Source organism: Arthrobacter sp. 01T419 (genome assembly GCF_056398865.1).
Genome location: NZ_JBFTQF010000005.1, coordinates 451,417 through 464,707 on the forward strand (window position 1 = coordinate 451,417; position 13,291 = coordinate 464,707).

Annotated in this window: 12 protein-coding genes; 9 read left to right on the forward strand and 3 right to left on the reverse strand. The window is 65.0% G+C overall.

The window, feature by feature from the left end; all coding sequences use genetic code 11:
- Positions 1-6 precede the first annotated feature (6 nt).
- Entirely contained in the window at positions 7-1,833 is a 1,827-nt protein-coding gene (gene ggt, locus AC1DLO_RS11145) for a gamma-glutamyltransferase (RefSeq protein WP_476889789.1), read from the reverse strand.
- 180 nt (positions 1,834-2,013) lie between these two features.
- Here ggt and AC1DLO_RS11150 point away from each other — a divergent pair, with 180 nt between their 5' ends.
- The 9 genes from AC1DLO_RS11150 (at position 2,014) to AC1DLO_RS11190 (ending at position 12,446) form a co-directional block, all read left to right on the forward strand.
- A complete protein-coding gene (locus AC1DLO_RS11150) occupies positions 2,014-3,003 on the forward strand; it encodes a LacI family DNA-binding transcriptional regulator (protein ID WP_476889790.1) in 990 nt (329 codons plus the stop codon).
- Positions 3,004-3,005: 2 nt separating this feature from the next.
- Positions 3,006-3,986, forward strand: coding sequence for a 2-hydroxyacid dehydrogenase (locus AC1DLO_RS11155; RefSeq protein WP_476889791.1), 981 nt, complete (start codon positions 3,006-3,008; stop codon positions 3,984-3,986).
- Positions 3,983-5,200: a D-mannonate dehydratase ManD gene (gene manD, locus AC1DLO_RS11160; RefSeq protein ID WP_476889792.1), complete on the forward strand. Its 1,218-nt coding sequence runs from the start codon at positions 3,983-3,985 to the stop codon at positions 5,198-5,200. Before AC1DLO_RS11155 ends, manD begins: the two co-directional genes overlap by 4 nt.
- 3 nt (positions 5,201-5,203) lie before the next feature.
- Entirely contained in the window at positions 5,204-6,724 is a 1,521-nt protein-coding gene (locus tag AC1DLO_RS11165) for a mannitol dehydrogenase family protein (protein WP_476889793.1), read from the forward strand.
- Positions 6,721-7,773 carry an NAD(P)-dependent alcohol dehydrogenase gene (locus AC1DLO_RS11170; protein ID WP_476889794.1) on the forward strand — a complete coding sequence of 351 codons (1,053 nt, stop codon included), beginning with the start codon at positions 6,721-6,723 and terminating at the stop codon, positions 7,771-7,773. Before AC1DLO_RS11165 ends, AC1DLO_RS11170 begins: the two co-directional genes overlap by 4 nt.
- A 48-nt stretch (positions 7,774-7,821) precedes the next feature.
- Entirely contained in the window at positions 7,822-9,198 is a 1,377-nt protein-coding gene (locus tag AC1DLO_RS11175) for an MFS transporter (RefSeq protein WP_476889795.1), read from the forward strand.
- Positions 9,199-9,274: 76 nt separating this feature from the next.
- Positions 9,275-9,943, forward strand: a complete 669-nt coding sequence (locus AC1DLO_RS11180; RefSeq protein ID WP_476889796.1) for a bifunctional 4-hydroxy-2-oxoglutarate aldolase/2-dehydro-3-deoxy-phosphogluconate aldolase — start codon at positions 9,275-9,277, stop codon at positions 9,941-9,943.
- 2 nt (positions 9,944-9,945) lie between these two features.
- Positions 9,946-10,899 (forward strand): sugar kinase, encoded by a 954-nt coding sequence (locus tag AC1DLO_RS11185; protein WP_476889797.1) that lies wholly within the window; start codon positions 9,946-9,948, stop codon positions 10,897-10,899.
- Between the two features lie 248 nt (positions 10,900-11,147).
- A complete protein-coding gene (locus AC1DLO_RS11190) occupies positions 11,148-12,446 on the forward strand; it encodes a serine/threonine-protein kinase (RefSeq protein WP_476889798.1) in 1,299 nt (432 codons plus the stop codon).
- Positions 12,447-12,471: 25 nt separating this feature from the next.
- Here AC1DLO_RS11190 and AC1DLO_RS11195 read toward each other — a convergent pair whose 3' ends face one another.
- Both AC1DLO_RS11195 and AC1DLO_RS11200 read right to left on the reverse strand, forming a co-directional pair.
- Positions 12,472-12,810 (reverse strand): YciI family protein, encoded by a 339-nt coding sequence (locus AC1DLO_RS11195; RefSeq protein WP_184734891.1) that lies wholly within the window; start codon positions 12,808-12,810, stop codon positions 12,472-12,474.
- Positions 12,811-12,819: 9 nt separating this feature from the next.
- Entirely contained in the window at positions 12,820-13,077 is a 258-nt protein-coding gene (locus AC1DLO_RS11200) for a DUF6458 family protein (protein WP_184734890.1), read from the reverse strand.
- Positions 13,078-13,291 lie beyond the last annotated feature (214 nt).

Below are 13,291 nucleotides of genomic sequence, written 5' to 3' on the forward strand. Positions count from 1 at the left end.
TCCGGCTCATCGAGACGGGTTCAGCACCATCGCCGAGCCTCCTCCCCGTCTGACCGGCTCGGCGGCGGCGATCATGCGCCCGTTAGGCCTGAACTCGATCGCTGTTGCCGCACCGATTTCCGCAGCTGAGGTGAAAGCGTCACCGGATGGCGTGAATTGATGGCCATACGGTGTCAGTAGGCTCCCATATGCCTTGATGAAGTCCGGCTCGGCAGTGACCTTGGCAGTGTTCCGTTGTGAAGCACGCGGGGCGGCGATCGCGTCAGAAATGCTCATGCCAAGGTCCACCCTGTTCAGGATGGTCTGCAACACGGTGGTGATGATTGTCGATCCGCCGGGTGACCCGAGGGCGAGGAACGGTTTGCCGTCCTTGAGGATGATGGTCGGCGACATCGAGGAGCGCGGGCGCTTTCCCGGCTCGATCCGGTTGGGATCGCTAGCGCTGTAGACGGCCGAGAAATCGGTCAGCTCGTTGTTGAGCAGGAACCCCCGCCCTGGAACGACGATGCCCGATCCACCAGTCTGCTCGATGGTGAGTGTGTACTCAACCACGTTTCCCCACTTGTCCGCGACCGTCATGTTGGTCGTCGAGATGTTTTCCGTGTCCTTCTCATCGGCGAGCGCGGCAGCAGAAGCCGGGCACACGCCGTCGTACCCGGACACATCCCCCGGTGCGACGGGCTTCGTGGCCGCGTGCAGCGGGTCGATCTGGCAGGCGCGTTCCTTGCCGAACAGCGGGTCAGTGAGCGCGGCGGTGGGAACGTCAACGAACGCTGGGTCGCCCACGTACTTTCCACGGTCGGCGAAAGCGAGCGCGCTCGCCTCAAGGTAGTAGTGCAGGGCAGCGGGCTTGGACATTTCCGAAAGGTTGACGGTGTCCAGGATGTTCAGGGCCTCGCCTACCGTGGTGCCCCCGCTGCTCGACGGGGCCATGCCGTACACGTCAAGTCCGCGATAGTCGACGTGCGTGGGCGCCTGGTCCAGGGGTTTGTACGCCGCGAGGTCTTCGGTGGTCATGTGCCCCACGGGGATCGGCAGCGTGGTGGTGGCCGTCTTTGGCGGCGCCTGGACTGTTGCTGCGATCTCAGCAGCGAGTGGGCCGCTGTAGAAGGCGCTGGTGCCCTGCTTCGCGAGGAGCCGGTACGTTGCGGCGAGGTCGTGGTTCTGGAAGACGCTTCCGACGGCGGGTGCGTCGCCTCCCGGGAGGAACAGCTTGCTCGTGGAGCTGAACGCCGCGAAGCGGAGCTTGTTGTCGAGTGTCTGTTGGCGGAAGGTGGGATCGACCACGAAACCTCGCGTCGCGACCTTGATGGCGGGTTGGAGGGCGTCGCCCAGGCTCAAAGTACCCCAGCGGTCCAGTGCGCGTTCCCAAGTGGCCGCGGTTCCGGGGACACCCACGGAGACGCCGCTCGTGACGAGTTCGGGGGTGAAGTTATACGGCTTGCCTGTGGCGGAATCGATGAATGCGTCGTGCGTCATGGCCGCGGGGGCGGTTTCGCGGCCGTCGATCGTGCCGATCTTGCCGGTCTTCGCGTTGTAGAACACGAAGTAGCCGCCACCTCCGATCCCGGCACTGTACGGCTCGGTGACGCCCAGGGTCGCGGCCGCTGCGACGGCGGCGTCGGCTGCGTTGCCGCCCTTGCGAAGCACCTCGATCGCGGCGGCGGATGCCTCAGGGTCAACGGTGCTCACCGCACCGCCATATCCGGCGGCGGTAGCGGTCTTTTCAGTCTGGCGCGGATCGGCAAACGCAGGACTGGCGACGGCGCCGCTCGTCACGCTCAGCGCAAGTATTGCCGTCATGGTGGCCAGTCGAAGTCTCAGATGTGGCATGGTCGTTCCTCATCAAATAGTGCGAGTTGGCGGTGGGGCCACCCTACTCCGCGACTACGCGACGCTCAACGGGTCCAGACAACCCGGGAGCCCCAACAACCTCATGCAAACTCTTGACAAACTTGTACAAGCATTTTCATACTTGCAGGACAAGGTTTCAACGAAGCAACTGGAGGACAGATGTCGGCAAAACTCACGGATGTCGCAAAGCTGGCAGGGGTATCCTTGGCAACGGCGTCGCGCGCATTCGGAGACCCCGGCCGCCTGGCAGCCGAAACGCGGCAGAAGGTCATGGCCGCGGCCGAGCAGCTGGGCTACGACGCGCCCGGAGTCACGGGCAGCCGAACGTTCGGCGTCATCGTCCCGGACATCTCCAACGCAGTCTTCGCGGCCCTGATCAAGGCCATCCAGGACCAGGCATGGCACGGCCGCCACCGAATGGTCCTCGCCGACACCTCGGAATCCTCTTCCCGGGAACGGGCCCACCTTGAGTCCTTCGCGACGGGCGTGGACGGCATCATCCTCTGCTCGCCCCGGCTGCCTTCCGCACAGATACACGAGCTCGCCGGGAGTGCTCCGCTGGTTGTCATCAATGGCGAGGCCGAGCACGCGGCACGGGTGCTCATGGAGGCCGGCGAAGGAATCCGCCAGGCCGTCGAGCACCTTTACGCCCTCGGCCACCGCAAACTCGCCTACATCCCCGGACCTGCGTCGTCATGGGCCAACGGCCAACGACTTGCCGCGATCACCCGCTTCTGCGCCGACTGGGGCATCGAACTCGTCACCGTGGGGAACCAGAATGCAACCGTCGACGGCGGACTAGCCGCGGCGGCGTCGGTGGTCGCCAGCGGCGCCACCGCAGTTATTGCATACAACGATCTGGTCGCCATCGGCATGCTCGCCGGCGCCCGGACCCTCGGCTACCACTGCCCCGAGGACATCAGCGTTGTCGGCATCGACGACCTCGACATCGCCGCCGCGGCAGAACCCGGGCTCACCTCTGTCCGCGTACCCATTGACCGAAGCGGCGCCCTCAGCCTCGAGCTCCTCCTCGAGCAGATGGCCGGAAAGCCCACCGCGACGGAAGCCGTCCACCTCAGCTCACAACTCATTGTGCGTGGCTCCACCTTTGCTGCGCGCACCGCAGAGCAAGCCCTCCAGGGAAAGTAACCATGAGAATCGTCATCGCAGACCCCAACCTAATGCCCCACCGCTCCACTTTCGAGGCCGCGCTCCCCGAGGGTGCCCTTACCTCCTGGCACGACAGCTGGAGCGAGCATGCGGTACTCACCGACCTCAAAGATGCCGACGTCTACGTCGGGCCACGCTTCACCGAGGCAATGGGCGCGGCCGCCAGCAATCTGCGGCTCGTGCACGTGGGTGGTGCCGGCTACGACGGCATCGACGCCTCCGCTTTGCCCGTCGGGGCCGTCTGCGCGAACACCTTCCACCACGAAAGTTCCATTGCCGAACACATCGCCACCGTTTTGGTGGCCCTTCGCCGCAACCTGATCGGCCAGGACGCGGCACTTCGGAGCGGCGTCTGGTCATCCTCGGTCTACTCCTCCGAGATCCGGCAGCCCGAAACACTCCGCGGTGCCGTGGTGACGTTCCTCGGGTTCGGACACATCGGGGGGGCGGCATGGTCGCTCCTCAAGGCCTTCGGCGCCGAAGGCATCTCCATCACCCGCAGCGGCAGCGTCGACGCGGAAGCGAACTCCCTGCGCTGGGCCGGCACTACCGAACGGCTTGGCGAGGCACTCAGTGAATCGGACATCCTCGTGGTCAGCATTCCGCTCTCGGAGCAAACCACCGGCATCATCAGTGCAGCTGAACTCGACGACCTTGGCCCGGACGGGTTGCTCGTCAACATTGCACGCGGACCCGTCGTCAACGAACCCGCGCTCTACGAAGCGCTGAAAGACCGGCGGATCGCGGGGGCCGCGATAGACGTCTGGTACCAATACCCGGGCGCTGACGGCCGCGGTGAACCGTCCACACTTCCTTTCGGCCGGCTGGACAACATCATCATGACCCCGCACTCCTCCGGCGTCACCGCAGAGACCTTCCGCAGCCGCGCACTCGAGATCGCCGAAAACATCACCCGCCTTTCCAAAAACGAAACCCTGAAGAATGTAGTGATTTCCCGATGACCCGAAAAATCGTCGACGTCGACGTCCTGGTGACCAGCCCGAGCCGCAACTTCGTCACCCTCAAGATCACTACCGACGACGGCATCGTCGGGTGGGGTGACGCCACCCTCAACGGCCGCGAACTCTCCGTCGCGAGCTACCTCCGCGATCACCTTGCCCCGGCCCTGCTGGGCAGGGACGCAGACCGCATCGAAGACACCTGGCAATACTTTTACAAAGGCGCGTACTGGCGCCGTGGCCCGGTGACCATGGCCGCGATCGGCGCCGTCGACCTCGCGCTCTGGGACATCAAGGGCAAGGCCCTCGGTGTTCCGGTCTACCAGCTCCTGGGCGGCGCAGCCCGCGACAAGATCCTCACCTACACGCATGCCACCGGCTGGGACCTGCCGGAACTGCTGGACTCGGTAGACCAGCGCCGCGAACAAGGCTTCCGCGCCGTCCGTGCCCAGTCCGGTGTCCCCGGGCTCGACAAGGTCTACGGCGTCACCAAAGGCGCCGCGAGCTACGAACCCGCGGGCCGCGGCGCCGGACCTGTCGAAGAAGACTGGGACACCTCCGCCTACCTGCGCCACGCACCAAAGATCCTCTCCGCAGTGCGTGAGCACGTCGGACCCGAGCTCAAGTTGCTTCACGACGTCCACCACCGCCTCAACCCCACCGAGGCAGCCCGGCTTGCCCGCTCCCTGGAAGACGTGGACCTGTTCTGGCTGGAGGACGTCACCCCCGCCGAGAACCAGCGGCTGCTGCGCACGCTGCGACAGCAGACCACCATTCCGCTCGCTATCGGGGAAGTCTTCAACACCGTCTGGGATGCCGAGTTGCTCATCACTGAACGGCTCATCGACTACATCCGCACCGCCGTGGTGCATGCCGGAGGCATCTCCCACGTCCGCAAGATCCTGGCTCTCGCCGAGGTTTACCAGATCAAGGGCGCACCCCACGGCCCCTCCGACGTCTCCCCCATCAACCTGTCCGCATCACTGCACCTCGGCCTCGCCACCAGCAACTTCGCCATCCAGGAATACATGGGCTACGACCCCCTGGTGTCCGAGGTCTTCCAATCAAGCTTCCGCTTCGAAGACGGCTACCTGCACCCCGGTGACGAGCCTGGCCTGGGTGTCCACGTGGATGAAGACGCCGCAGCCCGGTTCCCCTACACGCAGGCCTACCTACCCATTGCCCGGGAACTCGACGGCTCCATGAAGGACTGGTGAATCGTGGTCACGTCAAGCCTCCCGCAGCTGAACGCGGAAACCTCCGGAATCCTTCGCCGGACCGTCGCCCCTGCTCCCGGCATCGTGCACCTCGGCTTCGGAAACTTCCATCGAGCGCACCAGGCAATCTATACGGATGCCGCAATCGCGGCGCAGGGCGGCGACTGGGGAATCATCGGGATTTCCAGCCGTTCCTCAGCCATCACCGATGCCATGCACGCCCAGGACATGCTCTACACGGTCGTCGAAATCTCGCCCGAGGGATCCAGGTTCTCAACCCCGCGCGTGCATACGGACGTTTTCGTAGCAGCAAAGGACCCTCAACGCGTCGTGGCCGCCATTGGCGCCGAGACCACGCGCATCGTGTCTCTGACGGTCACCGAAAACGGCTACACCTACAGCCCGGCAACAGGCTCGCTGAACGTTGCCGATCCTGACGTCCAGCACGACCTCGCGAACAGCTCAGTCCCCCGCACGCCGATCGGGCAGATCGTCCGGGGCCTCCAGCAGCGGGCCCGGACCCACGGCAAACCAGTGACGGTCCTCAGTTGCGACAACCTCGCAGACAACGGGCACCACACCCAACGCCTGGTCCGCGAATTCGCATCACTGTTGCCGACGGCTGAAGCCGCCGAAACGTTGCATTGGATCGGTGCCAACGTCACCTTCCCGTCGTCCATGGTGGACCGGATCGTACCCGCCACGACAGACCACTACCGTAGCCTTGTCGCCGAGCAACTCGGCTACGCCGACCAGATCCCCGTACCTGCCGAGCCCTTCACAATGTGGATCCTAGAGGACAACTTCATCGCGGGCCGCCCGGCCTGGGAGGCTGCGGGGGCCATCTTTACGGACGACGTCGCGGCGTACGAGCAGCTCAAGGTCCGGCTCCTCAACGGCACCCATTCGCTGATCGCCTACCTCGGAGCGCTGTCCGGCGCAGCGACCATTCCGGATGCCACGGGCACGGACTATATCGAGGCAGCCGCCCGCCGCGTACTCCGCGATGAGTACCTTCCGAGCGTGACTGTACCCGCCGCCGTCGACGTCGACGCCTACGTGGAGCAGCTCTTCTCGCGTTGGCGCAACTCGGCATTGGGGCACCGGACCAGCCAGGTGGGCAGCGACGGTTCCGTCAAACTCCGCCAGCGGATCCCGGTTCCAGCCTTGGAAATGCTCGACGCCGGCGCGGTGCCCCACTACCTCGCCCTCACCACGGCCGCATATCTGTCATGCATCGCACCCCTCCAGGGTTTCGACCCCGGCAAACACGCCAACGAAATGCAAGACCCCGCGCGGGAAACACTCCAGGAGCTCGCAGCGGGATCCTCCTCCGGACGGGACCTCGCCGCCAAGGTACTCGGCGAACACCATCTCTTAGGTGACGAACTCGCGACCCGTGGAGACTTCATCCGCCGCACCGGTGAACTGATCGACATCGTCCACCGGCAAGGACCCCTCGCCGCCGCAAACGCGGCAGCCGAGTCAACCTCACTTCCCGCCCAGATCCGGAGCATCCGATGACCACCCAAGCAGTCCGCCGCGCCGACGGATCCTCTCTCCCGCTGACCACGGAAGCGGCCGTTCTGCACGGCGCAGGAGATCTCCGCATCGAACAGAAATCCCTGAAGTCCCTCGGACCGAACGATGTCCTGGTCGAGATGCGCTCCGGCGGGATCTGCGGCTCGGACATGCACTATTTCGCCGACGGTCGCAACGGCACCAACGTCCTTCACCAGCCCACGGTTCTCGGCCATGAAGGTGCAGGCGTCGTCGTCGCAGCCGGTGAGGCAGCCAGCATCGCTGTGGGCACCGCCGTCGTGATTGAACCGGCGCTGCCCTGCCGGAACTGCCCAACGTGCCTCTCCGGGCGCTACAACCTCTGTCCGACGGGGACGTGCTTCGGTTCTCCGCCGACTGACGGGCTGTTCGCGCGCCACGTGGTGGTGCCCGAGGCTGCCCTTCACGAACTTCCGGCCAACATCCCGGCCGACATCGGGGCAGCGATCGAACCGCTCGCCGTCGCCGTCTGGGCGGTTGAACGGGCGCAGGTCCAGGCCGGACACCGGGTCCTGATCACAGGCGCAGGGCCGATCGGCCTGCTCGTGGCGCAAGTGGCGGCCTCCCGCGGCGCGTCGGAGATCATTGTGACAGACGTCAACGACGACCGCCTGGCTGTTGCGGCCCGGTTCGGCGCCACTCAGGCCATCAACACCTCAGTGACGGCCTTGGAGTTGAAGGACTTGGATCGCCTGATCGAGTGCTCCGGCAATACCCGCGCCCTGGCCGATGGCATTCAAACCCTGGCCCCTGCTGCCCGGGCAACGGTGGTCGGCCAAGCACGGCCCACCGTGAACGGGATCCCGCTCGGATTCCTCCAACGCTACGAAATCGACCTCGTGACCGCGTTCCGGTACGCCAACGCCTTCCCGACGGCGATCCAGCTCGCTTCATCGGGAGTTGTGGACCTCCGGTCCATCGTCACTTCCACGTTTGACCTCACCAACGCCGCGGCCGCGCTCGCGGCCCCGGTGACAGACCCCACCAATCTCAAAGTCCTCATCACTTACTGACTCGGCTCACGAACGGGCCAGCGGACATCCATTCAAAGGAGTATGGAAATGACCACAGCAGCAAACCTGCCACCCACACCGGTGGACCAAAGCAAGGTCCGGAAGGCCGCCGTCGCAGGACTCATCGGCACCACCCTGGAACTCTACGATTTCGTCATCTATGGAACGGCGTCGGCGCTGGTCTTCAGCAAGCTCTTCTTCCCCAACATTTCCCCCGCCGCGGCACTACTGGCCAGCTTCAGCACCTTCGCCGTCGGCTTCCTGTTCCGGCCACTCGGCGGAATCTTCTTCTCCCACTTCGGCGACCGGCTTGGCCGCAAGTGGATCCTGGTGGTCACCCTGCTTCTCATGGGCGGGGCGACGCTGGCGATCGGGCTCCTGCCGACCTTCGACCAGATCGGGCTCTTTGCCCCGGTCCTCCTGTGCCTCTGCCGCGCAGCCCAAGGCTTCGGCGCCGGCGCCGAACAATCAGGTGGCGCAACGCTGCTCACGGAATCCGCCGCCCCGGGAACCCGAGGCAAACTGGCCTCGCTGATTATGGTTGGCGCCGCTGCCGGAACGGCGTTGGGCGCACTCGTGTGGATCGCAGCCCAGTCCCTGGCACCCAACGACATGCTCACATGGGGTTGGAGGCTCGTCTTCCTCTCCAGCATCTTCGTCACGATCGCCGCGCTGGTCATCCGGCGCAAGCTGGACGAGTCACCGGTGTTCGAGGAAATCAAGCAGGCCCGCACGGAGCCCCCGGCACCCCTGAGGGAAGTTGCCAAGTACGGCAAGGCCAACGTCCTGCGCGTCATCCTCATGAACCTCGGCGTCAGCACCCAGTCCTACACCATCCAGGTGTTCATGGCTTCGTACCTGATCTCGGTAGTCGGGACGGACCCTAAATTCATCCCGCCCGTGCTGTTGATCGGTGCACTCTGTGGAGGTGTGGCGGCCGTTTCCTTCGGGACCCTGTCAGACAAGATCGGACGCAGGCGCGTTGTCTCCCTCATCACCGGCGCCCTCATCCTCTTCCCCGCCCCTGCGTTCCTGCTCCTGACCACCGGCTCGCCGGTCGCCATCGTCCTGGTGATCGTGGTCGGATTCGTCCTGGCGTGCCAAGGCGTGGTGGGCGTGCACATGAGCTACTTCCCTGAGATCTTCGGCAGCCGCTACCGCTACGCAGGCGTTACCTTGGGCCGCGAATTCTCTTCCATCATCGGCGGAGGCATCGCTCCCATGATCTGCGCTGCCCTGCTGGGCATGTTCAGCAACTCATGGCTTCCCGTAGCGATCTACATGTCGGCGACCATGCTCATCAGCTTCATCGCCACGCGGATGACCCCCGAGACCCTGAACCGTGACCTCACGGATCCCGAGGATGCAGCACACAGCAAAAGCGGGGTTGTCCCGGTGACCTCCGAAGCGCAGCACGTCCAATAGCACCCGACGGTCCACGACGGCGGCCCGTGCCGCCGTCGTGAACGCCCGCCAGCCAACCACCGCACGAAGGACATCCATGTTCCGTCCCGAAGCCCCGGACACCGACTCCCGCCCGGCACCATCCGCCATCCTCCGCGACACCAGGGTCGTGGCAGTGCTGAGGGCCCGGCATGCGAAGGACTACGCCCCCGTCATCAAGGCCCTCCGGGACGGCGGTGTGCTCAGCATCGAGCTGACCCTGAGCACACCGGGCGTCTTCGACGAGCTTCCCCTGTTGCAGCATCGGTTCGGCGACTCGGTGGAAATCGGCGTCGGCACCATAACTACCGTCGCCGAAGCCGAAGCAGCACTGGACCTGGGTGCCGCCTACATCGTCACGCCCATCACCGAACCGGACGTCATCACCGCCTGCACTCGACGCGGCGTGCCCGTCTTTCCCGGTGGGCTCACCCCCACCGAGCTCCACACCGGTTGGAGGCTGGGCGCCACTGCCGTCAAAGTCTTCCCCGCCTCCACGGTCGGGCCCGACTACGTGTCTCAACTGCGCGGCCCCTTCCCGCACATCCAAGTGGTCCCGTCCGGCGGCGTCAATATCGGAGACGTACCTGCGTGGATTCGCGCTGGCGCGCTGGCTGTCAGCCTCGGAGGACCGCTCCTCGGCGACGCGTTCAAAGGCGGGAGCCTAGCTGAACTGAGCACGCGGGCTCGGCGGGTCCGCGCGCTCGTTGACGAGGCAGGCGTCTAGCAATGACCACCAAACCTTACGTCGTCACCCTCGGCGAAACCATGGCGCTCATGGCTTCTGACACACCTGGCCCGCTGGCCCATGCGTCCGTCTTGAGCCTTGGCATCGGAGGGTCAGAGTCCAACGTGGCCATCGGCCTGCAACGCCTGGGTGTCCAGGCTATCTGGTGCGGCCGCATCGGGGCGGATCCGCTCGGCCGGCTTGTTGAGCGGGAGATCCGCGCTGAGGGCGTGGATGTCCGCGTCGCCGTGGACGACGACGCGCCCACCGGCCTGATGATCAAGGAACGCCGCACCCCCACGGCCCAGAAAGTTGCCTACTACCGCTCGGACAGTGCCGGCTCCCGGATTGCGCCCGACGACGTCGATGAACAGTTAATTGCGGGGGCGGCCTTGCTCCATGTCAGCGGCATCACCCCGGCGCTTTCTCTCCAGGCAGCATCCACTTTTCGCTATGCAATCGCTACGGCCAAAGCATCCGGGGTTCCGGTATCCTTCGACCTGAACTACCGCAGCAAGCTCTGGAACGCCGAGACCGCGGGAGGCGCCTACCGCGAGATTATCCCGGAGGTGGACATCGTTTTCGCGGGCATTGAGGAGGCCGAGCTCGCGGTCGGGACAGTCCGCGACCCCGAAGAGGCCGCCAGATGCATCGCCGCCATGGGTCCCAGCCAAGTGGTTATCAAGTTGGGCGCAGATGGCGCTTTGGCATTCGTGGACGGCCAGGTCTTCAGGCAGGACGCATTGGTCATCGAAGCCGTCGACACCGTGGGCGCCGGCGACGCGTTCGTCGCCGGCTACCTAGCCGAATTCGTGGAGGGCCTGGGCGCGGAGGATCGTCTTCAGACAGCAGTCAGCTCGGGTGCCTTTGTGTGCCTCGTACCCGGCGACTGGGAGGGGCTCCCCCGGCGCGATGAACTGCGACTCCTTGGCAACCAAGAACCGGTCAGCCGGTGAGCAAATTCTTCATAGCGGCATATGCGGCCGCACCGAGCCTGATCGGATGGGATCGAGTGGCTGAAGGAAATATCTGACTCGCCGCTGTTTCACGGACCCTCGGGCTGGCCCGCTCTGCGGTGGTGCAGGACGAAACGTAACCTTTCGACCGGGCCGGACGATTACTTCAGCGGGGACGTATGTCAACGGCTAGCACGTATGCCTAGACTGTACGGGCTCCGTCAGTTCGAGGAAAGCGAGGTGTGGCCGTGCTTGATGGTCCTATCACGGGACAACCAGGGACCTTGGTCGCCGAGCGATACAGGCTGGGGACCCTCATCGGCCGCGGCGCGACGGCGTCGGTGTACCGGGCGCAGGATGAGAGGCTGGGCCGCGACGTGGCGCTGAAGCTCTTTGCTCCCGTGCTGGGAGGGCCGGACGAGCTTGCCCGGCATGAAAACGAGATGCGCCTCCTGGCGACATTCAACCATCCATCACTCGTCACTCTCTTCGACGCCGGCACCGACCATCGAGACCCTGAGCAACCCCGGACATTCCTCGCCATGGAACTGATTCACGGTCCAGACCTGTATGCCAGATTGCGGGAACGACCGCTGGCAGCCCATGACGTAGCCCACATCGGAGCAGATCTGGCTTCGGCGCTGGAATACGTCCATGGGCGTGGGATCATCCACCGCGACATCAAACCTGCCAATGTCCTTATGGCCGATGCCCCCGTAGGATCCCCCATCCGGTCCAAGCTCACCGACTTCGGAATCGCCCGCATCATCGAGGGAACGCGCCTGACAGCGACGGGCACCACTGTGGGAACCGCCGCATACCTGAGTCCGGAACAGGCAACCGGCTCTGCACTCGGCCCGGCAAGCGACATCTATTCCCTCGGACTTCTCCTCCTCGAATGCCTGACCGGAAAGCTCGAGTACCCGGGGACGAGTGTCGAGTCGGCCGTTGCGAGGCTCCACCGCCCGCCCCGTGTGCCGGAGGCCCTTGGGACACGGTGGGTTGACCTCCTCACCGCCATGACATCGACCCCGCCTTCTGAACGGCCAGGCGCACTAGAGGTTGAGCAAGCACTCCGGAGCGCCTTCGGTTCCGGCGTCCCTGCGGCGACGCCCGCTGGCGCCAACGGAGCCACGCAGACCCTTCCCCGTATGCCCGACCGCCCGCCCCGCACGGCCAAAGCAGACGTCCAGACGCGCGTTCAGCCTGTGGCAACGGCGGGCGAAAGCGGGCGCGACAGTACCGTCGTCGTGCCGCCCGTACGAAGCAGGCGCCAATGGCGGGGGAAACCCCTAAGCCGCGCGCGCAGATCGGCATGGGCCGTCGGCGCTGCACTTCTTACCAGCGCCCTGGTGATCGTTGGTGTGAGCGCCTTCCAGCCACCCCCTCCCTCCGCCCCGGAGCCGTCCGTCACGGCAACACCCGCGCCGAGCACCTCAACGCCGACGCCCTCACCGAGCGTTGAGACATCGACGCCGGTTGCGCCGGTTCCTGTGGCACCGGCCCCAGGGCGCCACAAGGGCAACGGCAAGGGTAACGGCGGCTAAGAACCAGCGCCGGAGCTGACGAAAGCTAGCTTTGCGGGTCGTACATGAACTCTCGGAGCTCCTGCGAGCAACGGCAGGCCACCGCGATCTTCCTCGCCCACTCGACCGCGTCCGCGCGCGTCGGCAGCTCCAGCACGGTGAACCCACCCTTGAGTTCGGAGCCCGGATAGATCCCGGTGCTCACCGAGCCGTCGGCGGAAACCAGCACGGGATCGACTTCCTCATCGATCCCGCCGCCGAATACGTAGACACCGGCAGCCTTCGCCTCCTCGATCACAGCGTGGGCTTCGGCAGAGACGATCGGAAACTCATCGTCGGTGAGCACCAAGGCTTCGCTCGGGAAGGAGATGAGGTATTTGGTCATGCCTCGATGCTATAGCCCGCCGTCGCGGGTGTCCCTGGTGACGATTCGTTCTCCTGTGGCCGGGTCTACTGTGGCGCGGCTTTCGCTGATTCGACGGGTCCGGCGTGGGCCGAACACGAAGAGGGAAACGATCAAGCCGATGACCCCGACGACCATGAGGATGTAGCCAACCATATGGAGGTCGATGAATGACACGACATCTCCTGGGATCGCGAAAGCCAGAATGGCACCTATGGCGATAAGGAAGATGGATGATCCGATACCCACTGCTGTACCTCCTAATGAACCGCGAACCCGGCGGTGGCGGGTAATACTAAGCCTACTTGGCATCGCCAAAGTTACACGCCAGTAGGCCATCCGGCAACCGCAAGCCCAGGACCGAGCCGCGCGGCGCATCAGGGCGACGCTAAGGGTGCTTTGCTTTTTTCGCGACTCCCCGGTACGGTCCCATAAAGGACTATCGTCCTCGACTTGGGGGGAG

Coding starts and splice junctions, on each gene's coding strand:
- AC1DLO_RS11155 (WP_476889791.1), top strand. CDS start 3,006: ATGAGAATCGTCATCGCAGACCCCAACCTAATGCCCCACCGCTCCACT.
- ggt (WP_476889789.1), bottom strand. CDS start 1,833: ATGCCACATCTGAGACTTCGACTGGCCACCATGACGGCAATACTTGCG.
- AC1DLO_RS11185 (WP_476889797.1), top strand. CDS start 9,946: ATGACCACCAAACCTTACGTCGTCACCCTCGGCGAAACCATGGCGCTC.
- AC1DLO_RS11195 (WP_184734891.1), bottom strand. CDS start 12,810: ATGACCAAATACCTCATCTCCTTCCCGAGCGAAGCCTTGGTGCTCACC.
- AC1DLO_RS11170 (WP_476889794.1), top strand. CDS start 6,721: ATGACCACCCAAGCAGTCCGCCGCGCCGACGGATCCTCTCTCCCGCTG.
- AC1DLO_RS11150 (WP_476889790.1), top strand. CDS start 2,014: ATGTCGGCAAAACTCACGGATGTCGCAAAGCTGGCAGGGGTATCCTTG.
- manD (WP_476889792.1), top strand. CDS start 3,983: ATGACCCGAAAAATCGTCGACGTCGACGTCCTGGTGACCAGCCCGAGC.
- AC1DLO_RS11175 (WP_476889795.1), top strand. CDS start 7,822: ATGACCACAGCAGCAAACCTGCCACCCACACCGGTGGACCAAAGCAAG.
- AC1DLO_RS11180 (WP_476889796.1), top strand. CDS start 9,275: ATGTTCCGTCCCGAAGCCCCGGACACCGACTCCCGCCCGGCACCATCC.